This window comes from Agrococcus sp. SL85 (assembly GCF_026625845.1).
Classification (GTDB): domain Bacteria; phylum Actinomycetota; class Actinomycetes; order Actinomycetales; family Microbacteriaceae; genus Agrococcus.
The window spans coordinates 1560551-1582678 of record NZ_CP113066.1; the positions used below are offsets into that span (position 1 = coordinate 1560551).

Below are 22128 nucleotides of genomic sequence, written 5' to 3' on the forward strand. Positions count from 1 at the left end.
CTGCTGAGCCGTCCTCGGCGACACGCCGATCCGGAATCGACTCCCGGAAACCCTCGAGGGATACTTCAAGGTTCGCTACCCTGTGGAGGTCCCAGCCGTCCGACCATCGGATCCACATGCGCCTCGCCCGAGTCACGCTCGCCCTGCTGCTCGCCGTCGTCACCGTCGCCGCCGGGCTCGTCGTCGCCCCGTCGGCGGAACGCGCAGAGGCCGCCGTCGCGAGCGACTTCGACCCCGGCTACATCATCAGCGACGAGCAGTTCTTCGACGGCCTCGCGATGAGCGGCGTCCAGATCCAGTCGTTCCTCGACAGCCAGGTGCGGACCTGCGCCGCGGGCTACACGTGCCTCAAGGACTACGCGCAGGCCACTCCGGCGATGCCCGCGAGCATCTACTGCGACGCGATGCCGCAGCGGTCGGACCAGTCGGCCGCGGCGATCCTCTACCAGGTCTCGCGCGCCTGCGACATCAGCCCGAAGGTGCTGCTCGTGCTGCTCCAGAAGGAGCAGAGCCTGGTCACGCTCACGGCGCCCTCGGCCACCCGCTACGCGCGCGCCACGGGCTTCGCCTGCCCCGACACCGCGCCCTGCGATGCGAGCTTCGGCGGCTTCTTCTACCAGATCTACTACGCGGCGCGGCAGTTCCAGCGCTACGCGGCGCACCCCACGAACTACCAGCACCGGGCCGGGCAGACGAATCGGGTGCTCTACAACCCGAACGCGGGCTGCGGCTCGAGCCAGGTCTTCATCCGCAACCAGGCCACCGCGGGCCTCTACAACTACACGCCGTACCAGCCCAACGCGGCGGCGCTGCGCAACCTCTACGGCACGGGCGACGGCTGCTCGGCCTACGGCAACCGGAACTTCTGGCGCATGTGGAGCGACTGGTTCGGCTCCCCGACGGGCGTCGGCCCGCTCGTGAAGGTCGAGAGCACCGGGGAGCAGTACCTCATCGACGGCTCGACGCGGTACCGGTTCGAGTCGGCATCGATCGCCTCGGAGTACTCGCGCCTCGGCTCGGTGCAGACCGTCTCGCTCGCCTGGCTCCGCTCGACGACCGACGGCGGCCAGGTCGGCCGCGTCCTGCGATCCGGCGACGGCCGCACCTTCTTCGTCGACGAGGGCAAGCGGTTCCAGTTCGCCTCCTGCGCGCAGATGGCGGCGTGGGGCTACGCGTGCTCGGGCACGACGCTGAGCGCGCGCATCCTCGACGCGCTGCAGGACGGCGGCAGGCTCAACGACGTCGTCGGCTGGGACGGCGCCTGGTGGCGCGTGTCCGGCGGCAGCCGCCAGGAGATCGGCGACACGGGCGTGCTCGGCGCCGCCGGCCTCTCGTACGCGAACTCCTGGCTGTCCCCCGGGGCGATCGACCACCTCCCGATCGCGTCGCCGCTGCTCGCTCCCGGCTGGGGCGTGCGCGACGGCGGCAGGACCGTCGGCCTGATGGGCGGCGGCAACGGCAGCGTGGTCTCCCTCGACCAGGGGCAGGTGCGCCTCAGCGCCTTCTCGAGCTTCGCGGTCGTCTCGAGCGCATCGCTCGCCGCCGGCCGCGCGTCGGCCAGCGCGCTGCCGAACCGCATCGACTACGGCGACTCCGCGTGGATCGTGACGGATCGTGGCCTCCTCGAGGTGTCGAAGGCGCAGTACGGCGGCGACGCGTTCTTCACCGACCTCGCCTACCCGTTCCTCCGTGGGATGCCCCAGGCCGGCAGCACGTCGACGCGCGACCACTTCCAGGCCGAGGTGGGCTCGAGCACGGTGTGGATGATCACCGGCGGCCAGCGCCAGCCCGTCGCTGCCTCGCAGGTCGCGTCCCTCGCATCGCAGCGCGGTCTCTCGCCGACGATCCACCGCGGCGCGGCCGGCTACCTCAACTGGATGCCCGAGCGCTCGAACTTCGCGCCGGGGACGCTCCTCCGGGACGGCATCTCGGGACAACTGCTGCTGACCTCCCGCGATGTCACGATCCGCGTCGACTCGCTCGCCGCGCTCGGGCAGCTCGGCCTGAGCACTGCCCCGCGCACCGTCACGCGCTCGGTGCGGAACGGCCTGCCGCCGATCGGTCCCGCGATCACCGATCCCGGGGTCTGGTGCGGGAGCAGCACCTACCTCGGCAGCGGAGGCCGTGCGATCGGCTTCACGAACCCGGCGTCGCGCGACGCGTGGGGCTTCACCTACGAGGTGCTGCCGGCGGATGTCTGCGCGCTGCTGCGCCCGACCGGAGAGCGGACCGGTCCGATCGTCGCCGCGCCCGACGGCGGGCTCTGGCTCATCGAGGGCGGCGTCCGGCGCCCGATCGACTCGAGCCGCACGGCGGACACGCTCCCCGGCGCGTCGGCGGCCCGAGCCACCGTGAGCGGGACGACGCTCTACCTGCTGCCGCGCGGCACGATGGTCACGCCGTACTGGTACACGGGCACGCACGTGCAGGCGCATGGCGCCTCGACGTCCTACCTGGTGGACCAGGGTCGCCTCATGCAGACGAACTCGACCGTCATGTGGGAGCTCGGGCTCTCGCACCGGCCGACGGCCGTGCCGAACGAGGCGATCCAGGTGTCCAACACGACGGGCTCCCTGCGGACGACGCTCGTCGCCTGCGGCGGCATCTCCTACGCCGCGGTCGACCAGCGACTCGTGCGCTTCCCATGGCGCGTGGCCGCGGAGTTCGGGAACGACCGATTCACCGAGGTCTCTCCGACGCTGTGCGGCAAGGTGCGCGACTCGTCGCAGTGGATGTCGCCGTACATCCGCGACTCGAACGGTCAGGCCTGGCTGGTGGACGGCGGCACGCGCACGCGCGTCTCGTCCGTGCCCTCGGGCAACTACGCCCCGATCGTCGACCAGACGATCCTCAGCGCCATCCCGGCGCGGTAGGCGTCAGGCGCAGGAGGGGCGGGCCCGGAGGGTCCCGCCCCTCCTGCGTGCACGTGGAGCGCGTCGTCCCCGGTGCGCGCTCGACGCCCGCGGCGCCGCGGGACCCGCGCGCGAGCCTGCGCGTCGAGCGGGCTAGGGCGCGGAGACGGTCGGGATCGCCTCGGTCCGCGGAGCCCGGGGCGCGATCTGCCGCCGCAGCGGCCCGATCGCGAAGATCGTCAGCAGGATCATGCCGAACTCGATCCACGGTCGCGACTCCGCGAGGCCCTGCACGAAGAGCGCGACCCAGAGCAGCAGCGGGATGGCGTTCAGGGCTCGCTCGCCGATCGGGGCGCGGTAGAGCGCGCCGAGCGAGTTCGCGACGGCTCGGTACTGGAGGCCGCCCCAGAGCAGCACGCCCACGATGCCCAGCTGCATGAAGACGTCGAGCCAGACGTCGTGCGCCTGGAGGTACACCATGCCGTGGAGCTCGCCCAGGCGGTCGAACGGCGGCACCCACGGCAGCCAGTAGCCGAGGTAGCCGACCCCGACGACGGGGCTCGTGAGCCCGAGGTCGATGACCCGGCCCCAGATGTCGAACCGCCCGGTCATGTCCGCGTCGCGGCCGAGGAAGTCGGTCACGGTCGCCCAGTTGCCCACGATGAGCCCGACGCAGACCAGGCCGATCGCGACGGCGATGCCGAAGATCCGGTAGAACGCGGCGCCTCGCCATCGCACCCACGCGACGACGAGGAAGACCAGCACCGCCACCATGGCGGTGGCGAACAGCACCGTCGCGCTGCGCGTGAGGGCGTGGATGAGGATGGGCAGCGCGACCCATGCCGGCCAGGTGCGGCGGTCGAGGCCCGCAGCGGCGCGGCAGCCGGCGACGACGAGGGCGATGAGCGCGACCATGCCCAGCAGGTTGGCGTTGCCCATGACGCCGGAGATGCGTCCGCCCTCGAACATGACGCCGCTCGACCAGTGCAGCTCGCCGGACACGTCGTCGGGGTAGTCGGCCCAGAGCGGGAAGAGCGGACGCCGCAGCACGAGCGCGACGAACGCCTCGAACAGCAGCGAGGCGATCAGGAGCCCCTGCATCGTCCAGTGCACGATGTCGAGGATGGTGCGGTACGGCAGCGAGGCGACGAGCACCGCCGAGAGGATCGTGCCGATGAGCACGATCGAGCCGACGAGGGACCATCCCGGGGAGATCGCCCAGGCCGCCGAGACGGTCGCCATCGCCGCGAACGCGACGAGGGGGACCGGGAGGCGCCACAGCCGCACCCGGAGCAGCCAGAGCTCGACGCCGACCCAGAGGAAGGTGAGCCCGACGAGCACGCCCCAGGCCGGGTAGCCGATCACGTTCCGGACGGCGTCGCCGCACGCGGCGTTCGCGACGATCCACGTCGCGAGGAGCGTCCTGCGTGTCTGGGCTGGCACGGATCCATCGTCCCACGCCGCGCCTCGGCGCGTGCCCGCCCTCCACGGCTCCGCCTCCCGCGCGTGTGGCAGGATCGGCCCAACTGTCCCGCCGACCTCCGGAGCCGCATGCGCGTCGTCGTCCTCGTGCCCACGTACAACGAGCTCGAGGCGCTGCCCGCGACCATGGACTCTCTGCTCGCGGCGAACCCGGACGTCGAGGTCGTCGTGGTCGATGACGCGAGCCCCGACGGCACCGGGGCGCTCGCCGACCGCATGGCCGCAGCCGATCCCCGGGTGACGGTGCTGCACCGCCCCGCCAAGCAGGGACTGGGCGCCGCCTACATCGACGGCATGCGGCACGCCCTGGACCGCGGCGCCGACGTCGTGGTCGAGTTCGACGCCGACGGCTCCCACCCGGCGACCGCGCTCCCGCGGATGCTGTCCCGGCTGTCGCCGGAGGGCCCCGCCGACCTCGTCATCGGCTCGCGCTGGGTGCGGGGCGGCGGCATCGTCGACTGGCCGAAGCACCGCGAGGCGATCTCGCGCCTCGGCAACGTGTACGCCCGCACCCTGCTCGGCTCGCCCGTGCGCGACATGACCGCCGGGTACCGCGCGTACACGGCCGAGCTGCTGCGCGCGATCCCGCTGGATGCGGTGCGCAGCCAGGGCTACTGCTTCCAGATCGACATGACCAGGCGCGCCCATGAGGCGGGCGCGGTGGTGGAGGAGGTCCCGATCCTCTTCCGGGAGCGGGAGCACGGCGCCTCGAAGATGACCTCCGGCATCGTCCGGGAGGCACTGGTCCACGTCACGGGCTGGGCCGCCGGCCGGCTGCTGCGCGGCGCGCGGGAGGCGCTGGGGATGCGGCGGCTCGAGCGCGTGGGCTGAGCGCGGGCGGGCCGGGGCGGCGGTCCGCCCCGGCCCGGTCGCTCAGGCGAAGGCCGACTGGCCCGTGATCGCCTTGCCGACGATGAGGGCGTTCATCTGCGCGGTGCCCTCGTAGGTGTAGAGCGCCTCCGCGTCGACGAAGAAGCGGGCGACGTCGTAGTCGGTGACGATGCCGTTGCCGCCGCAGACCTCGCGGCACCAGGCGACGACCTCGCGCATCCGCGCGGTCGTGAAGGCCTTCGCGAGCGCCGAGTGGGCGTCCTCCTGCCGGCCCTCGTCGAGCATCCGGGAGACCTGCACGCACAGCGCGATCGAGGCCGTGATGTGGCCGAGCGACTTCGCGAGCAGGTCCTGCACGAGCTGGTGCCCGGCGATCGGCCGACCGAACTGCACGCGCTCGGTCGTGTAGCGGACGGCGGCCTCGTAGGCGCCGACCATGACGCCCACGGCGCTCCACGCGACCTCGGCGCGGGTCAGGCGCAGCACCCGCGCGGTGTCGCGGAAGGAGGCGGCGCCCTGCAGGCGGTGCGACTCGGGCACGCGCACGCCCTCGAGCTCGATGTCGGCGTTCTGCACCATGCGCAGCGCGATCTTGCGCTCGATCTTCGAGGCGCGGAAGCCCGGCGTCGTCGTCGGCACGATGAAGCCCTTCACCTGGCCGTCCTCGACGTCCTTCGCCCAGATGACGACGACGTCGGCGTGCGTGGCGTTGCCGATCCAGCGCTTCGCGCCGTCGAGCACCCACTCGTCGCCCTCGCGACGCGCGGTGGTGCGCAGGCCCTGCGCGGAGTCGGAGCCCGAGAGCGGCTCGGTGAGGCCGAACGCGCCGATCACCGAGCAGTCGGCGAGGCGCGGCAGCCACTCGGCGCGCTGCTCGGGGCTGCCGGCGACGCCGATCGAGCCGGCGACGAGGCCGTTCTGCACGCCCACGAAGGTCGCGACGGAGGCGTCGACGCGGCTCATCTCGAGCGCGACCCAGCCGCGGTAGACGGCGGAGTTCTCGAACCGGGCGGTCTCGGCCCAGCCGGGTCCGACGACGCCGAGCTCGGCGATGCCGGGGATGAGCGACACCGGGAAGGCGTCCGCGTGCCAGTGCTCCTGGATCTCGGGGCGCACCCGCTCCTCCATGAACGCCCGCACCTCGGCGAGCGATGCGCGCTCCGCGTCGGTCAGGTCGGCGGCGAACCCGTAGAAGTCGCTCGTGAGCGGCGTGAACTCCATTGCTCCTCGTCTCCCGGCCTGGCTCGGCCGTCGCCGCAAGGCTAGGGGCGCCGCCCGGGACCGCGCCGCGTCGTTGGTACGCTCGTGCAATCTGCCGGAAGGAGACCGCGGCGTGTTTGTGCCGATCGCCAACGAGCCGAGGGACTACGCCTGGGGCAGCTCGACGCTCATCGCGGAGTACCTCGGCCGTGCCCCGTCCGGGGGCCCGGAGGCCGAGGTGTGGCTCGGCGCGCACCCGGGGAGCCCCGCGCGGGTGACCGGTGGGAGGCACGAGGGGGCCACGCTCGACGCGGCGATCGAGGCCGAGGGGCTGGCGCAGCCGGCCCTGCTCCTGAAGGTGCTCGCCGCGGCTGCGCCGCTGTCGCTGCAGGCGCATCCGGACGACGCGCGCGCCCGGGAGGGGTTCGCGCGCGAGGACGCGGCGGGCATCCCGCGCGACGCCCCGCACCGCTCCTACCGGGACCCGTCCGCCAAGCCCGAGCTCATCGTGGCCGTGACGCCGTTCCAGGCGCTGTGCGGCTTCCGCTCGCGCGAGGAGGCGCTCGTGACGCTCGACGCGCTCGCCGCGCTCGACGCGCGGATCGCCCCGGTCGCCGAGCGCGTGCGCGCGGGCGACGCGCTCGAGTGGCTGCTCTCCGGCGACCCGGAGGTCGCCGAGGCGGTCGCGGCGGCCGCCTCGGCTGCGCCCGCGCTCGCCGCGACGCACCCGCGCGACGCCGACACGATCGCGCGGATCACCGAGACCCACCCCGGCGACCCGGGCCTGCTCGTCGCGCTGCTGCTGCACCGGCTCGAGCTCTCGCCCGGCGAGGCGCTCTTCCTGCCCGCCGGCAACATGCACGCGTACCTCGAGGGCCTCGGCATGGAGCTCATGGGCCCGAGCGACAACGTGCTGCGCGGCGGCCTCACGCCCAAGCACGTGGACGTCGCCGAGCTGCTCGCCGTCGTCGACCGCTCGCCGCTCGCCGATCCCCGCCTCCCCGCGACGCCGCTCGAGGGCGCGATCGCCTATCGGCCCGAGGCGCCGTTCGAGCTGCGTCGCGTCACGGGCGAGCACGCGATCGGTGGAGCGGGGGAGCGGGTGCGCGGCCTCGTGCTCGCGATCGCCGACACGACCGCGGAGGTCGAGGGCGAGGCGCAGTCGATGGCCCCCGCGGCGGCCGCGTGGATCGACGCGCCCGGGCCGGTGCGGATCGCATCGGACGGCGCGTGGGTCGCGCTCGAGCGCGACACGCCCGCGCGACCCGCGGTTCCGCAGGATCCGCCGCGACACTCCTAGGATCATCGACTTGACGCGGAGCGAATGACACCGGTGTAATTGGTCGCAACGCGGACCCGGCCGGGGCTCCGCAGAACCGGGGGATCCATGCGTGAGGGAGTGCAGCGCAGCACGTCGGCCGATGGCCGCGACACCACCAGCCCGCTCCATCGCGGGGTCCCCGGCGACTGGTTCGTCGACCCGGTCATGCTCGGCGTGCCGGGCGTGCGCCCGCAGCACGACGAGCAGCCGCTCGCATGGCAGGCCGACGCGCTCTGCGCGCAGACCGACCCCGAGGCGTTCTTCCCCGAGAAGGGCGGCTCGACGCGCGACGCGAAGCGCATCTGCGACACCTGCGAGGTGCGCCAGCAGTGCCTCGACTACGCGCTCGAGAACGACGAGCGCTTCGGCATCTGGGGCGGCCTCTCCGAGCGCGAGCGCCGCAAGCTGCGCAAGCGCGCCTGACGGGGCGACGCACGGTGCCGTCGCCCGGTCCGGTCGTGCTGACGATGATGGTGCGCGACGAGGCGGACATCATCGCCGCGACCCTCGAGCACCACCTCGCCGAGGGCGTCGACCGCATCCTGGTGACCGACAACGCGTCCGAGGACGGCACGCGCGACATCCTGGCCGACTACGCGCGCGTCGCCCCCGTCACGGTCTTCGACGACCCCGAGCATCGCAAGCAGCAGGCGGAGGTCGTCACGCGCATGGCCCGCCTTGCGGCGACCGAGCACCGGGCCGCCTGGGTGGTGAACGGCGACGCAGACGAGTTCGTGCTCGCGCGAGGCAGGACGCTCGTCGAGGCGCTGTCCGACGCGCCGCGGGGCACCACCGCGTTCCACGCGCCCGTGCGCAACCTCGTCGGGCCCACCGCACGCACGGGCTCGGGCCTGTCGACGAGGATGCACTGGCGCGACGAGCGCTCGCCCGAGCAGCTCGCGGCGGCCGGCGTGCACGCGCACCCGAGCGCCAACGCGATCCACGTCGGTGACGCGCACGTCGAGGTCGCGCAGGGCAACCACCGCGTCTCCACCCCGCCCGGCACGCCCGTCGAGGATGCGCTCGGCATCGAGGTGCTGCACGTGCCGTGGCGCTCCTGGGAGCAGTTCGAGCGGAAGACCGTGAACATGGGTCGCGGCTACGAGGCGGCGCCGCACCTCGACCCGAGCCCCGAGCACCACGGCATGCGCGACTGGCGGCGGTGGAAGGCCGGCATCCTGCTGCCCTTCTACCTGGCCCGGACCCCCGTGCGCGACGAGGCGTTCGGCGCCGGCTTCGTGCGCGACGACCGGCTCGCAGAGCGGCTCTCGGTGCTCGCGCCCGTGCGGCCCGAGCGCCTCGAGGCCGCCATCGACCCCGCCGCGGACGAGCCGTTCGCACCCGAGGAGGTGCTGGCGCTCCTCGAGCGAGAGCGCGAGCTCCACGGGCTCGACGCCGCCTTCCACGCGGAGATCGTCGACGCCGTCCGACGCAGGCAGGAGCTCGAGCGCCGCGCGATCACGCCGGAGCGCCTCGCACGGATCCCCCGTCGCGTGGTCCGCGCGGCCGGGGCCGCCGTGCGGCGCATCCGTCGATAGGTCCCCGGACGACTTGGGCGGCACACCGGCCCGCCGACGATGGGCCCGGGGGGCGCGCACCTAGCCTTGCGAGGTGCTCCCGAGGGTCTTCGCCGTGCTCGCCGTCTGCGACGGCGACGCTGCGCTGCCCGCCACGCTCGCGGCGCTCGAGGCGCAGACGGTCGCTCCCGACCGCCTCCTCGCGGTCGACGGCGGCTCGCGCGACGCCTCGGCGACGCTGCTGGAGTCCTCCGCCGCGAACGGGCTGCTCCGAGCGCCCCGCCTGCCCTACGGCATGCTGATCGCACGGGGCGCGGCGGCGCTGCCGGATGCCGAGGAGGGCGACTGGCTCTGGCTCCTCGCCCATGACGCCGCGCCGCATCCCCGAGCGCTCGAAGCGCTGCTCGCGCACGTCGACGCGCACCCCAGCGTCGCCGTCGTCGGTCCGAAGGTCATGCGAGCCGACGCTCCGGACCGGTTCGCCGAGTTCGGGCAGTCGGTCACCCCCTTCGGCCGGAGCCTCCTGCTCCACGAGGGCGAGCTCGATCAAGGGCAGCACGACGACGACTCGGATCGGCTGGGCGTCGCGGAGACCGGCGTGCTGGTGCGTCGCGACGCCTTCGCGGCGCTCGGGGGCTTCGACCCGGCGCTCCGATCGATCGACGCGGGCCTGGACCTCGGCGTGCGCGCGAGGCTGGCCGGCCACCGCGTCGCGGTCGAGCCGCGCGCCAAGGTGCGCCGCGCTGGCGGTCCCGAGCACTTCCAGGCGCGCTCGGTGAGCGACGCGCAGCGCGTCGCGATCGCGCGCCGAGCGCAGCTGCATCGACGCCTCGCGTACGCCCACCCGCTGCTGCTGGTCGTCCACTGGCTCCTGCTGCTGCCCCTCGCGCTCGCGCGCTCGGCGATGCACCTGCTCGCGAAGCGCCCTGCCGCCGTCCTCGCCGAGTGGCGCGCCGCGCTGGGCGCGCTCGTCGCCGTCGCGCCCGTCCTGCGCGCGCGGCGCCGCATCGCGCGCGCCCGCCGGACGGGATGGGCGGCGCTGCGGCCCCTGCGCACGTCGTGGCGCCAGGTGCGATCCCAGCGCCGCGCGCTCGGCGACCCCGACGAGATGCAGCGCCCGGCCGACGAGCGCGTCGGCTTCGTCGAGGGTGCGGGGCTGTGGGTGACGGCGCTCGCCGTGGTGGTGGGCGTCATCCTCTCGCCGCAGCTCATCGGCGCTGCACGGGCGACCGGAGGCGCGCTGCTGCCGGTCTCCGGTTCCCTCCGTGACCTCTGGTCGAGCACGCTCGCCGGCCCGCGCGATGCCCTCGGTGCCGTGGTCGGCCCGGCGGACCCGTTCACCCTCCTCCTCGCGCTGCTCGGCTCGCTCACGCCCTGGGAGCCGTCGACCGCGGTCGTGCTGCTGCTCTTCCTGGCTCCGGCGCTCGCCTCCATCACCGCCTTCTCCGCCGTGCGCCGCGCGACGGCCTCGCGCTGGGCGCCGGCGGCGGCCGCGGCCGTGTGGGCGCTCGCGCCGACGCTGCTCGTGGCCATCGTCGACGGTCGCCTCGGCCCCGTGCTGGCCCACATCGCACTGCCGCTGGCCGTGACCGGCGTGCTGCGAGCGCACGAGTCGTGGCGGGTCGCGGGCGCTGCGGCGATCCCGCTCGCCGTCGTCGTCGCCGGAGCGCCGATCCTGCTGCCAGCCGCCCTCCTGCTCGTGCTGCTCGGCGCCGCCGTCGGCTGGCGCTCGCCGCTGCGCCCGCTCGCGGCAGCCGTGCCGGCCGCGGTGCTGCTCGGCCCCGTCCTCGTCGACCGCTGGCTCGCGGGCTCCCCCTCGCGGCGCTCGCGGACCCCGGCGTGCCGAAGCCATCGGCAGCGCCGAGCGCGGTCGACTCGGCGCTGCTGGGCCCCGATGCCTCCCTCGCGATGCTCCGCGCGGCCGTCGACGCCGTCGCACCGGGCCTCGACGCCGGCTGGGTGGCGCTCGGGCTGCTCGTGCCGCTGGCGGGCGCGGCGCTCGCGGGCGTCGTCCTGAGGCCCCGCCGCGCGTGGCCCTGGCTGCTGCTGCTGCTCGCAGGCTACGCGAGCGCCATCGCCGCGGCACGCCTCGCCCCCACGACCCTCGACGGCGAGCCGGTGACCGTGTGGGCGGGCTCGGCGGCATCGCTCATGCTCGCCGCGCTGCTCGCGCTCGCGGTCGTCGCCGTCGACGTCGACGACCGCCGAGGCGCGGTGCCCGGCGGCATCGTCGCGCTCGCGGCGGTCGCCGCCGCGGTGCCCGTGATCGCGACCGCGTTCCTCGCTCCCGCGACGGTGATCGCGGCCCCCGAGCGCCGCATGCCCGCCTTCGTCGACGCCGCGGCCCAGGACGAGCCGCAGGTCGGGACGCTCGTCCTCCATCCGCTCGCCGACGGCGTGCTGGGCGTCGACGTCGAGCGCGGACGGGGTGCGGCGCTCGACGGCGTGGCGACTGCCGAGCTCGTCCGCACCGAGCCCGATCCCGCCGAGGCGGCGCTGGCCCAGGCGGCCGTCGACATGGCCACGGGCGGCGACGCGGACGCGTCGGCGCTGCTCGACCGGCACGGGATCCGCTTCGTGCTGCTCGAGCAGGAGCGCGAGGGGGCCGCGGCGGTGCACGATCGCGCCCAGCGCTCGCTCGACGCGCGCGGCGACCTCCAGGCGATCGGGCAGACCGAGGCGGGTCTGCTGTGGGAGCGCGCCGCTGACGGGCCGGACCAGGGCGCGCAGCAGGCGCGATGGGCCGGCTGGCTCCTCGCAGCGCAGCTGGCGGCACTGGCGATGGCGCTCGTCGCCGCGCTGCCGTCGCTGCGACGAGGCGCCCGCGTCCGCACCCGTCGCGGCACGACCGGGCAGGGCTGGCAGTGAAGGAGGACCCCGTGGGCGACCGCCACGACGAGCGCCGCGCGCCTCGCGACATCGACCCGACGAGCCCCGACCCGCTCGAGCTCGACGGTTCGCAGGACTTCGACGACGAGGCGCCGATCGCGGACGACGAGTCGCCCCGCCCCCACGTGCCGACCGCCGAGGAGCGCGCCGTCGAGGCTGCGGCCGCATCGGCGGCCGCGGCCGGCGACATCGCGGTGGACGCGTCCTTGACCGACCGGGAGGCGGCGGCGAACGACGCGGCCGAGGTCGAGCGCCGCATCGAGCGCGGGGACGTGCTGCGGTGGAGCCTCCGAGGCGTGGCGGGCCTCGCGACGGTGGGCGTCTGCATCGCGGCCGTGCTCGGTGCCGGCGCGCTGCCGGACGGGGTGTCCGCTCGGGCGGAGCCGCCGTCGACGCTCGTGCAACCCGCCTCCCCCCTCCAGTCGCGCGTCTGCGCAGGGCCCGCGCTTCGCGTGGGCAGCGCCGACGGCCAGGACGCGCTGGCCCTCGCCGCGGTCGCGGACGGGAGCACCGCCACCGGCAGCCTCGGCGGCGAGATCACCGCTCGGGAGCTCGTCATCCCCGGCTCGGAGGCGCTCGCCGGAGGTGCGGCGATCGAGCAGCGCGGCGAGGCCTCCACGCTCTCGGCGGCCGAGGGCCTCGACGTCGACGTCGACGCCGTCCGCGGGTTCGCGGCGAGCGAGTGCGCCGAGACGAGCCTCGACCAGTGGCTCGTCGGCGGCTCCACGCGCACCGGGCGGCAGAGCGTCCTGACGATCGCGAACGCATCGGAGGTCGGCGCGAGCGTCGACGTCGCCGTCTACGGGCCGGAGGGCCAGGTCGAGACCGTCGGATCCAGCGGCATCGCGGTGGCGCCGGGATCCCAGGAGGTGCTGGACCTCGCCGCGATCGCGCCGGGCGTCGACGGCGTCGTCGTCCACGTCGCCGCCTCGGGGGCGCCCGTCACCGCGCACCTCCAGCAGACGACCACGCGCGGCCTCGAGCGCGGAGGCTTCGACGTGGTCGACCCCGTGCTCGCGCTGCCCGCGGCGACGCTGCCCGGAGTCGGCCTCATCGAGCCGACGGGGATCGAGACGGGGGAGGACTACGACGACACCGTCCCGGTGCTCCGGCTGCTCTCGCCGACGGGGGGCGACGTGCGCGTGCGCATCCTCGGGCCGGACGGCACGACGACCGAGTCGCCCGGCGTCCTCGAGGCGGGCCGCGTCACGGACTTCCCGCTCGAGGAGATCGCGGTGGGGAGCGTGGCCATCCGGGTGGAGGCGGATGCGCCCGTGGTCGCGGGAGCCAGGACCGTCGCGCTCGCGGACGACGGCATCGACTTCGACTGGGTGGCGGGCGGCCAGCCGCGCTCCGGCACCGCTGCCATCGCCGTGCCGGACGGCCCCGGCGCGACGCTGCACGTCGTGAGCGAGGCGGCTGCCGATCAGGAGGTCGTCATCGGCGGCGAGAGGATCTCGCTCCCCGCCGGCGCCATGCTCGAGCGCCGCGTCGGACCCGGCGCCGTGGAGGTCACGGGGGAGTCGATCGTGCTCGCCGTGGCCTATCGCTCGGAGAGCGCGGTGGGCGGGTTCACCGCGAGCCCCCAGGGGCCGACCGCGGCAGGCGTGCTCGTCCTGCACTGATCCTGGGTCGCCCCACGCGAGCGATCCGCTAGTGCTGGCGCCAGCGATCCGGGGCGACCTCCCACGGATCGCGGCCCACGAGCTCCGCGGCCGCCCGGAACACGGCACCCTCGATCGCGATCTGGCGGTGCCACGCGTCCTCCATGTGCACGCGAGGGAGCCGCTGCAGCGGCAGTCGGAAGACCGTGACGGTGCGAGCGTGCGGGTCGACCGACCACTCCGGCACCTCGTCGACGCGATCTGCGAGCGCGGCCGGCGGCATGTCTGCCCACCGGAAGACGACGTCCCCCAGCTCGTCCGGCCAGAGCGCCTGGACGTAGTCGGCCGCGTCGGCGGCGATGTCCTCGAAGCGGGTCTCTCGGGACGACAGGTAGGGGAGGGCAGGGCCGGCCACCGAGGACCGCAACTCGCGCCCGTGGCGCGAGCGGTGCGATCGCGAGCGGCCGGGCATGGGGCAATCCTACGTCCGCTGGGCGAGGACCGACCCGCCACTAGCCTGGAGGGATGGACCGCAGGACCTGCTCCCGACCGGGATGCCGCAACTACGCGGACCGGACGGTGACGGTCGACTACGCGGCGCAGGTGCTCGTGGTGGGTCCGCTGCAGGCGTCCTCCCGCCAGGGGGCGATCGAGGGCTCCTACGACCTGTGCGAGCCGCACGCGGCGCGCGCATCCGGGCCCTCGGGGTGGCAGGTGGTCCGCCACGACCCGGGCCGCGCCGCGCGCTGAGGGCCCGCGCGCGCCGGGTGCCCGCGATGGCAGGATGTCGGCATGACCGACATCGCCACCGCGCTCGACTTCGACGTCCGCGACCTCGGGCTCGCCGAGTCCGGTCGCCACCAGATCCGGCTCGCCGAGCACGAGATGCCCGGCCTCATGGCGCTGCGCGAGCGCTACGCCGCAGCGCAGCCGCTCGCCGGCCAGCGGATCGCCGGCAGCCTGCACATGACCGTGCAGACCGCCGTGCTCATCGAGACGCTCGTGGCGCTCGGCGCCGAGGTGCGCTGGGCGAGCTGCAACATCTTCTCCACGCAGGACGAGGCCGCCGCGGCGGTCGTCGTCGGCGCCGGCACCGCCGAGGCGCCCGCCGGCGTGCCGGTGTTCGCCTGGAAGGGCGAGACGCTCGAGGAGTACTGGCGCTGCACGAACCGCATCTTCGACTTCGCCGAGGGGCCCACGCTCATCCTCGACGACGGCGGCGACGCGACGATGCTCGTGCACCGGGGACGCGATGCCGAGCAGGCGGGCGCCGCGCCCGCGACGCCGGAGGACGCGCCCGAGGAGCTGCGCGTCATCGATGCGCTCATCGCTCGCACGCTCGCCGACGACCCGCAGCGGTGGACCACGATCGCGGCGCAGCTGCGCGGCGTCACCGAGGAGACGACGACGGGCGTCCACCGCCTCGAGCAGCTCTTCGCGCGCGGCGAGCTGCTGTTCCCCGCGATCAACGTCAACGACTCGGTCACGAAGTCGAAGTTCGACAACCGCTACGGCATCCGCCACTCGCTGCCCGACGGCCTCAACCGCGCCACCGACGTGCTCATCGGCGGCAAGACCGCCTTCGTCGTCGGCTACGGCGACGTCGGCAAGGGCGCCGCGGAGGCCCTGCGCGGCCAGGGCGCGCGCGTCATCGTCTCCGAGGTCGACCCGATCTGCGCCCTCCAGGCGGCCATGGACGGGTACCGCGTCGCGCGCGTCGAGGACTGCCTCGACGAGGTCGACATCTGGATCACGACCACCGGCAACGAGCACGTGCTCACGCTCGCGCACCTCGAGGGCATGAAGCACCTCGCGATCGTCGCGAACGTCGGCCACTTCGACAACGAGATCGACATCGCCGCGCTCGAGCGCTCGGGCGCCGAGCGCATCGAGATCAAGCCGCAGGTGCACGAGTGGCGCATGTCCTCGGGCCGCTCGCTGCTCGTGCTCTCGGAGGGCCGCCTCATGAACCTCGGGAACGCCACCGGTCACCCCTCGTTCGTGATGTCGAACTCCTTCTCGAACCAGGTGCTCGCGCAGATCGAGCTCGCGACGAAGGACGTCGAGCTCGGGGTGCACCGGCTCGCGAAGGAGCTCGACGAGGAGGTCGCGCGCCTGCACCTCGACGCGCTCGGGGCTCGCCTGACGACCCTCTCGCAGCGCCAGGCCGACTACATCGGCGTGCCCGTCGAGGGGCCCTTCAAGCCCGAGCACTACCGCTACTGACGTACGGCGTGGAGCGCGAGGCACGGCCGACGCCGCTGCGGCTGCGTGCGAGGCTGCCGCTCGTCTACCCGGTCGTCGGGCTCGCCGCGGCCGCCGCGGGCGCCATCGCGGTCGCGCGCGAGCGAGCAGCGCCGCTCGCGATCGCGCTCGGCGCGGTCGTGCTCGCGGGCGTGCTGCTCGGTGTGCGCGTCGCCACGACCCGCGTGGTCGTGGCGCGCGGCCCCGCGGCCTCGATCGAGGTCGGGAGCGCGTTCGGCCGGCGCCGGGTGCCCGTCGCCGAGGTCGCGGTCGTCCGGCGGCGTCCGCTGCCCGCGCTCGTGCCGCTCCGGATCGCGCGCTGGCAGCTCATCGGGGTCGACGGACGGCGCCTCGGCGGGCTGCTCGACGAGGGGCTCACGGAGCGCGAGGTGCGAGCGCTCGAGGCCGAGCTCGGCGGCCTCCGCATCCCGATCGACCGCGGCTGAGCGCCGCAGCCCGCCGGCTACACGATCGCGTCGGCGAGCACGCGCAGGAGCTCGGCGAGCCGGGCCTGGTCGTCGGCGGGGATCGAGCGCAGCAGGCGGCGCTCGGCCTCGAGCAGCGCGTCCAGCGCCACGTCGACACGGTCGACGCCCTCGTCGGTGAGCTGCACGAGTCGCACGCGGCGGTCGGTCGCGCCCTCGACGCGCTCGACGAGGCCGGATGCGACGAGGTTGTCGATGCGGTTCGTCATCGTGCCGCTCGTCACCATCGTCTGCGCGATGAGGTCCTTGGAGCTCAGCGGCCCGCCCTGGCGGCGGAGCGCCGCGAGCACGTCCCACTCCCAGGGATCGAGGCCCGCCTGCTGGAAGGCCTCGGCGCGCACGCGCCCCAGCTGGCGCGAGATGCGGGTCATGCGGCTCAGCACCGCGAGCGGGGTGACGTCGGCGTCCGGGCGCACGCGCATCCACTGCTCGATGATGCGGTCGACGTCGTCCGACCCTGCGTCGCTCATGCCGTCATCCTGCCAGCAGGGCGACCCAGCTCAGCTCCGCCGTCGTGGCGAGCAGCAGCGCCATGACGGCGAGCGAGACGAGCCCGGCGACCCACACCGCGCGCCCGGGGTGGCGCACGTGCCAGGGCGCGTCGGCCGGGATCGCGCCGATGCGGCGCGCGAGGCCGTAGGGGATGCGCTCGCCCGGCACGAGCGCGCGGGCGCGCTCGACGTCGGCCGGATCGAGGCCCGAGGTCGCGGCGGTGCCGAGCCAGGCGCCGTCGTGCCCGACGAGGTGCCAGAGCTCGCTGTCGCGCGTCACGGGGATGCCCCGGCTCGAGGCGCCGGGCGCGACCTGCTCCACGATGCCCCCGATGTCGGCGAGCGCCGCGGAGCGCGCGGCATCGACGCCCCAGCGGAAGCGCGCGCCGTCGCCCGGCGCGTCGATCTCCCAGCGGGTGCGGCGGAGCCGCGCCGCGGCCACGGGGGCGAGCGCGAGCAGCGCCCCGAAGACGAGCGCCCAGAGCGGCCCGATGAGCAGCATCGCCGCGATGGCGATCCAGCCCAGGCCCACGAGCGGCGGCACCCACCACCCCGCCGAGCGGTGCCGCGCCGCGGCGCGGGCGACGAGGGCGGGAGGCATGCGACGAGGATGGCACGGGGCGCCGGGGCGCGGGCCGGGGCCGCGCCCCGATCTGCTGGAGCGCGGGCCGATCGCCCGCGCTCGATCGGCCGCAGCGCGGTGCGGGGTGCGATGTGCGCCTCGCGTGCACCTCAGGCCGATCGAGCGCGCGGCTCGCCGCTCGCTCCGCCCTCGCTCGCTGCGCTCGCGACTGGTGACGTCGCGATCGACCCACGGGGTCGTTCGCTCCGCCCTCGCTCGCTGCGCTCGCGACTGGTGGCGGCCATCGAGGTCCGCAGGACCTCGAGCTCCGCCACCAGGATTCGAACCTGGGCCTCACGGCTCCAAAGGCCGTCGTGCTGCCGTTACACCATGGCGGAGGGCACGCCCCAGGCTATCGCCGCACCGCGACGAGCCCGGGCGAGGGGGTTGATATCCACGCTATCGATAGGCACACTATCGATATGCGCATCGCCGAGCTCGCTGCCCGCAGCGGCACCTCCGCCGCCTCGATCAAGCACTACGCGCGCGAGGGCCTGCTCGCGGGCGACCGGGTGGGCTACAACCGCACCGACTACGCCGAGCACCACGTGGCGCGGCTGCGCCTCATCCGCGCGCTGCTGCACCACGGGGGCCTCAGCCTCGCGGGCGTGCAGGACGTGCTGGCCGCGATCGACGACGAGTCCCTGCCCATCGAGGCGACGATGGCCGTCGCGCAGCATGCGCTGCCGCGGCGCGCGAGCGCCCCGACCGAGGCCTCGGTCGCCGCCGTCCGCGCCGCGGTCGACGATCGCGGCTGGTGCGTCGAGGACGACAACCCGGGCATCGCGCTCGCCGCGGCGACGCTCGACCGCTACCGCGAGATCGGGCGCGACGACCTCGCGCGCATCACCGCCGAGCACCTCGACGCGGCCGCCGCGCTCGCCGCCGCCGACCTGCGGCTCGTCGCCGAGTCCGGCTCGCGCGACCGCATGGCCGAGACCGTCGTCGTCGGCACCGTGCTCGGCGACGCGCTGAACGCCGGCCTCCGCCGCATCGCGCAGGAGCACCGCGCCCGCTCGGACGCCGACCAGCGCTGCGCCCGCTCGGACGCCGACCAGCGCTGCGCCCGCTCGGACGCCGACCAGCGCTGCGCCCGCTCGGACGCCCCTGCCGTCCCCGAGCCCGTCGACTGACCCGCACCCGAGGAGGCGCACCATGCAGGCAGCAGGACCCGCCGCGACGCACGCGGCCGACGACCGAGGCGCCGCTCCCGGCGCCCTCGCCCTCCGCCTCCGCGATCCGCACCGCCCGCTGCTCGGCCTCGCCGCGGCGATGGGCGTCCTCGCGCTCGTGGCGGGCGTGCTCACGATCGTCGACCCCCGCGAGATCCTCGGGCAGCCCGCGTGGGCCAAGCCGCTGAAGTTCGCGCTGTCGATCGGCATCTACGCCGTGACCCTCGCCTGGCTGCTCGACCAGCTCCGGCGCTTCCGCCGCACGGGCCGCGCGCTCGGCACGGTCGTCGTCGTCGGGCTCGTGGTCGAGATCGTCATCATCGCGGGCGCGGCGGCGCTCGGCACCACGAGCCACTTCAACGTGTCGACGCCGCTGAGCATCGGGCTCTGGAGCGCGATGGCCGCGGCGATCGCGGTGGTCTGGCTCATCACGCTGCTCGTCGGCGTCGGGCTCTCGCTCGCGCCCGGCGACGATGCGGCGCGCACGATCGCGATCCGCGCGGGCGTCGCGATCGCCGTCGCGGGCATGGCGGTCGCGTTCCTCATGACCTCGCCCACCGAGGCGCAGCTGCGCGACTTCCAGGGCGTCGCGGGCGCGCACGCCGTGGGCGTCGCCGACGGCGGCGCGGGCCTGCCGCTGCTCGGCTGGAGCACCGAGGGCGGCGACCTCCGGGTGCCGCACTTCGCGGGCATGCACGCACTGCAGGCGCTGCCCCTCGCAGCGCTCGCCGTGGAGGCTCGCGGCGCGCCGCATCCCGCTGCTGCGCGACGCGCGCCTGCGGGCGCACCTCGCCGCCGTGCTCGCGGGCGCCGCCGCCGCCGCGCCCGCCGTCCTCACGGCCCAGGCCCTCGCGGGCGAGCCCGTGACGGCGCCGAGCGCGCCCGTGCTCGCGGCGGCGGGCGCGACGGCCGCGGCCGCGGCGACGCTCGTGGCGCTCGCCGTCGCGGCCGCGCGGCGCCGGGCCGCCGCGCGCTGACGGGCGGCGGCCCGGCGGGCGCATGGGAGGATCGGCCCATGCCCTCGAGCCGCTCCGACGTCGTCGCCGTCGCCGTCACGCACCGGCCCGACGAGGCGGCGCTGCCGGAGGTGCTCGCGCGCGCCGCCGGCCAGGTCGGCGGGCTCGTCGTGCTCGACAACGACAGCCCCGCCGTCGACGGCGCCCACTGGAGCGCGCGCATCGCGGTGCCGACGGGCGTCGAGGTCGTGCGCCTCGCAGCGAACGTCGGCCTCGGCGCCGCGTACAACCGGGCCGCGGCGATCGCGCGCGAGCGCGGCGCCCGCTTCGTGCTGCTGCTCGACCAGGACTCCCGGCTCGACGAGGGCTGCGTCGACCTGCTCCTCGCGCACCACGACCGGCGCGCCGCGCGCGGGCCCGTGGGTGCCGTGGGCCCGACCTTCGTCGACGAGCGCTCGGGGGAGCGCGCGCCCTTCGTGCGCTTCGGCTTCCCGCTCAACCGCAAGGTCGACGCGCCCGCGGGCGGCGACGTCGACGCCGACTTCCTCATCTCCTCCGGCTCGCTCATCCCGCTCGCCGCGCTCGAGGCGGCAGGCGCCTTCGACGAGGGCCTGTTCATCGACAGCGTCGACATGGAGTGGTGCTTCCGCGCGAAGGCCGCGGGGCTCCAGCTCGTGGGCGTCGCCGACGCCCGCATGCTCCACGCGATCGGCGACGAGCTCGTGCGCCTGCCCGGCGGTGGCACGATGTTCGTGCACTCGCCGCTGCGGCTCTACATGATGACCCGCAACCGCGTGGCGCTCTGGCGTCGGCCCGGCACCCCGGGCGTGTGGACGGCGCAGGACGTGCCGCGCATGGTGCTCAAGCTCGCGCGCATGACGGCCTTCGCGGCCCCTCGCGGCCGCAACGCCAGGGCGATGCTGCGCGGGGCGCTCGACGGCTGGCGCGGCCGCCAGGGGCCGCCGCCCGCGGCCGCGCGCCGCTAGCCTGGGCGAGCATCCCGTCCTGATCGGAGACCCGCTATGCCCTCGATCGCCGTCATCGTCCTCGCCGCGGGCGCCGGCACGCGCATGAAGAGCCGCACGCCGAAGCCCCTGCACCCGCTGGCCGGCAGGCCGCTCATCGCGCACGTCCTCTCGACGGCGGGCGAGCCTGCACCCGGAGGCCGTCGTGGCCGTCGTGCGGCACGAGCGCGACCGCATGGCCGAGGCCGTGCTCGAGCACGCGCCCCACGTGCGCATCGCCGACCAGGACGAGGTGCCCGGCACCGGCCGCGCCGTCGAGCAGGGGCTCGAGGCGATCCCCGGCTTCGAGGGCCACGTCGTCGTCCTCTCGGGCGACGTGCCGCTCATCGACGCCGCGACGCTGCGCACCCTGCTCGAGCGCCACGAGGCGCAGGGCAACCAGCTCACGCTCCTCTCGGCCCACCTCGGCGACCCCACGGGGCTCGGCCGCATCGTGCGCGACGAGGCGGGCGCCTTCGTGCGCATCGTCGAGCAGAAGGACGCCGACGAGGCCGAGCGCGCGATCGACGAGGTCAACGGCGGCATCTACGTCTTCGACGCCGCGGCGCTGCGCTCGGCGCTCGCGACCATCGGCACCGACAACGCGCAGGGCGAGAAGTACCTCACCGACGCCGCGCTGCGCATCCAGGCCGCGGGCGGCCGCATCGACGCGGTCGCGGCCGCCGACCCGTGGGCGATCCACGGCATCAACGACCGCATCCAGCTCTCGGAGGCGGCGCGCGAGCTCAACGCGCGCATCGTCCGCCGCTGGCAGGCGGCGGGCGTCTCGGTCGTCGACCCGGCGTCGACGTGGATCGACGTCGACGTGACGCTCGCGGAGGACGTGACGCTGCTCCCCGGCACGCAGCTGCGCGGTGCGACGACCGTCGCGACGGGCGCGACCATCGGCCCCGACTCGACGCTCGTCGACACGGAGGTGGGGGAGGACGCGGTCGTCGTCCGCACCGACGCGACGCTCTCGGTCATCGGCGCGGGCGCGACGACGGGCCCCTGGGCGTACCTGCGCCCCAACACCGTCGTCGGCGAGCGCGGCAAGGTCGGCACCTTCGTCGAGACGAAGAACGCCCAGATCGGCGCGGGCAGCAAGGTGCCGCACCTGTCGTACGTGGGCGACGCGACGATCGGCGAGGGCGTCAACGTGGGCGGCGGCGCGATCACCGCGAACTACGACGGCGTGGCGAAGCACCGCACGCAGATCGACGACCACGCCCAGACCGGCGTCCACAACAGCTTCGTCGCCCCCGTTAGGATCGGTGCTGGCGCGAAGACGGGTGCCGGGGCCGTCATCCGCAAGGATGTCGAGCCCGGCGCGCTGGCGATCACCGTCGCCCCGCAGCGCAACCGGGCCGGATGGACCGAGGCCAACCGCCCCGGTTCGAAGGCCGCAGAGGCGGCAGCCGCCGCCGAGGAGCAGGGCCGGCAGGCCTGAGGAGGACC

Annotated in this window: 18 protein-coding genes, 1 tRNA gene and 1 pseudogene; 14 read left to right on the forward strand and 6 right to left on the reverse strand. The window is 75.0% G+C overall.

The window, feature by feature from the left end; genetic code table 11:
• Positions 1–116: 116 nt before the first annotated feature.
• Complete coding sequence (locus OVA14_RS07730; RefSeq protein ID WP_267503350.1) at positions 117–2873, forward strand: hypothetical protein; 2757 nt, start codon at positions 117–119, stop codon at positions 2871–2873.
• 132 nt (positions 2874–3005) lie between these two features.
• Here the strand turns inward: OVA14_RS07730 and OVA14_RS07735 are convergent, their stop codons facing one another.
• Complete coding sequence (locus OVA14_RS07735) at positions 3006–4295, reverse strand: O-antigen ligase family protein (protein WP_267503351.1); 1290 nt, start codon at positions 4293–4295, stop codon at positions 3006–3008.
• A gap of 108 nt (positions 4296–4403) precedes the next feature.
• On the opposite strand from OVA14_RS07735, the gene OVA14_RS07740 reads away from it, so the two are divergent.
• Positions 4404–5165 carry a polyprenol monophosphomannose synthase gene (locus OVA14_RS07740; protein WP_267503352.1) on the forward strand — a complete coding sequence of 254 codons (762 nt, stop codon included), beginning with the start codon at positions 4404–4406 and terminating at the stop codon, positions 5163–5165.
• A gap of 42 nt (positions 5166–5207) precedes the next feature.
• On the opposite strand, the gene OVA14_RS07745 is transcribed toward OVA14_RS07740, so the two are convergent.
• A complete protein-coding gene (locus OVA14_RS07745; RefSeq protein ID WP_267503353.1) occupies positions 5208–6386 on the reverse strand; it encodes an acyl-CoA dehydrogenase family protein in 1179 nt (392 codons plus the stop codon).
• 112 nt (positions 6387–6498) lie between these two features.
• Here OVA14_RS07745 and manA point away from each other — a divergent pair, with 112 nt between their 5' ends.
• The 6 genes from manA (at position 6499) to OVA14_RS07775 (ending at position 13717) form a co-directional block, all read left to right on the forward strand.
• Positions 6499–7665 (forward strand): mannose-6-phosphate isomerase, class I, encoded by a 1167-nt coding sequence (gene manA, locus OVA14_RS07750; protein WP_267503354.1) that lies wholly within the window; start codon positions 6499–6501, stop codon positions 7663–7665.
• A 186-nt stretch (positions 7666–7851) separates the two neighbouring features.
• Positions 7852–8109 (forward strand): WhiB family transcriptional regulator, encoded by a 258-nt coding sequence (locus tag OVA14_RS07755; protein ID WP_267505528.1) that lies wholly within the window; start codon positions 7852–7854, stop codon positions 8107–8109.
• A 44-nt stretch (positions 8110–8153) separates the two neighbouring features.
• Positions 8154–9224 (forward strand): glycosyltransferase family 2 protein, encoded by a 1071-nt coding sequence (locus tag OVA14_RS07760; protein ID WP_267505529.1) that lies wholly within the window; start codon positions 8154–8156, stop codon positions 9222–9224.
• Between the two features lie 73 nt (positions 9225–9297).
• The gene (locus OVA14_RS07765) at positions 9298–11220 is read left to right on the forward strand and encodes a glycosyltransferase family 2 protein (protein ID WP_267503355.1); all 1923 of its coding nucleotides are present in this window, start codon (positions 9298–9300) and stop codon (positions 11218–11220) included.
• Entirely contained in the window at positions 11112–12071 is a 960-nt protein-coding gene (locus OVA14_RS07770; protein WP_267503356.1) for a hypothetical protein, read from the forward strand. Before OVA14_RS07765 ends, OVA14_RS07770 begins: the two co-directional genes overlap by 109 nt.
• A gap of 11 nt (positions 12072–12082) precedes the next feature.
• Entirely contained in the window at positions 12083–13717 is a 1635-nt protein-coding gene (locus OVA14_RS07775; protein ID WP_267503357.1) for a DUF5719 family protein, read from the forward strand.
• Positions 13718–13745: 28 nt separating this feature from the next.
• On the opposite strand, the gene OVA14_RS07780 is transcribed toward OVA14_RS07775, so the two are convergent.
• Positions 13746–14168 (reverse strand): hypothetical protein, encoded by a 423-nt coding sequence (locus OVA14_RS07780; protein ID WP_267503358.1) that lies wholly within the window; start codon positions 14166–14168, stop codon positions 13746–13748.
• Positions 14169–14221: 53 nt separating this feature from the next.
• Between OVA14_RS07780 and OVA14_RS07785 the strand changes: the two genes are divergently transcribed.
• Genes OVA14_RS07785 through OVA14_RS07795 form a run of 3 tightly spaced genes read left to right on the forward strand, consistent with a single transcriptional unit; the run spans position 14222 to position 16386 of the window.
• Entirely contained in the window at positions 14222–14446 is a 225-nt protein-coding gene (locus OVA14_RS07785; RefSeq protein ID WP_267503359.1) for a DUF3499 family protein, read from the forward strand.
• 42 nt (positions 14447–14488) lie between these two features.
• The gene (gene ahcY, locus OVA14_RS07790) at positions 14489–15922 is read left to right on the forward strand and encodes an adenosylhomocysteinase (RefSeq protein ID WP_267503360.1); all 1434 of its coding nucleotides are present in this window, start codon (positions 14489–14491) and stop codon (positions 15920–15922) included.
• An 8-nt stretch (positions 15923–15930) separates the two neighbouring features.
• Positions 15931–16386: a hypothetical protein gene (locus tag OVA14_RS07795; RefSeq protein WP_267503361.1), complete on the forward strand. Its 456-nt coding sequence runs from the start codon at positions 15931–15933 to the stop codon at positions 16384–16386.
• A gap of 17 nt (positions 16387–16403) precedes the next feature.
• Here the strand turns inward: OVA14_RS07795 and OVA14_RS07800 are convergent, their stop codons facing one another.
• From OVA14_RS07800 to OVA14_RS07810, 3 genes are all read right to left on the reverse strand, one after another.
• Positions 16404–16895, reverse strand: coding sequence for a MarR family winged helix-turn-helix transcriptional regulator (locus tag OVA14_RS07800; RefSeq protein WP_267503362.1), 492 nt, complete (start codon positions 16893–16895; stop codon positions 16404–16406).
• Between the two features lie 4 nt (positions 16896–16899).
• On the reverse strand, positions 16900–17517 hold the full coding sequence (locus tag OVA14_RS07805) for a hypothetical protein (protein ID WP_267503363.1): 618 nt from the start codon (positions 17515–17517) through the stop codon (positions 16900–16902).
• A gap of 287 nt (positions 17518–17804) precedes the next feature.
• Positions 17805–17876: transfer RNA gene (locus tag OVA14_RS07810), tRNA-Gln, on the reverse strand.
• 84 nt (positions 17877–17960) lie between these two features.
• Between OVA14_RS07810 and OVA14_RS07815 the strand changes: the two genes are divergently transcribed.
• The 3 genes and pseudogenes from OVA14_RS07815 to glmU all read left to right on the forward strand — a co-directional run bounded on the left by OVA14_RS07815 (position 17961) and on the right by glmU (position 22120).
• On the forward strand, positions 17961–18671 hold the full coding sequence (locus tag OVA14_RS07815; RefSeq protein WP_267503364.1) for a MerR family transcriptional regulator: 711 nt from the start codon (positions 17961–17963) through the stop codon (positions 18669–18671).
• A 22-nt stretch (positions 18672–18693) separates the two neighbouring features.
• Positions 18694–20652 carry a glycosyltransferase family 2 protein gene (locus OVA14_RS07820; RefSeq protein WP_267503365.1) on the forward strand — a complete coding sequence of 653 codons (1959 nt, stop codon included), beginning with the start codon at positions 18694–18696 and terminating at the stop codon, positions 20650–20652.
• Between the two features lie 36 nt (positions 20653–20688).
• Positions 20689–22120: pseudogene (gene glmU / locus OVA14_RS07825) on the forward strand (bifunctional UDP-N-acetylglucosamine diphosphorylase/glucosamine-1-phosphate N-acetyltransferase GlmU).
• Positions 22121–22128: the final 8 nt, after the last annotated feature.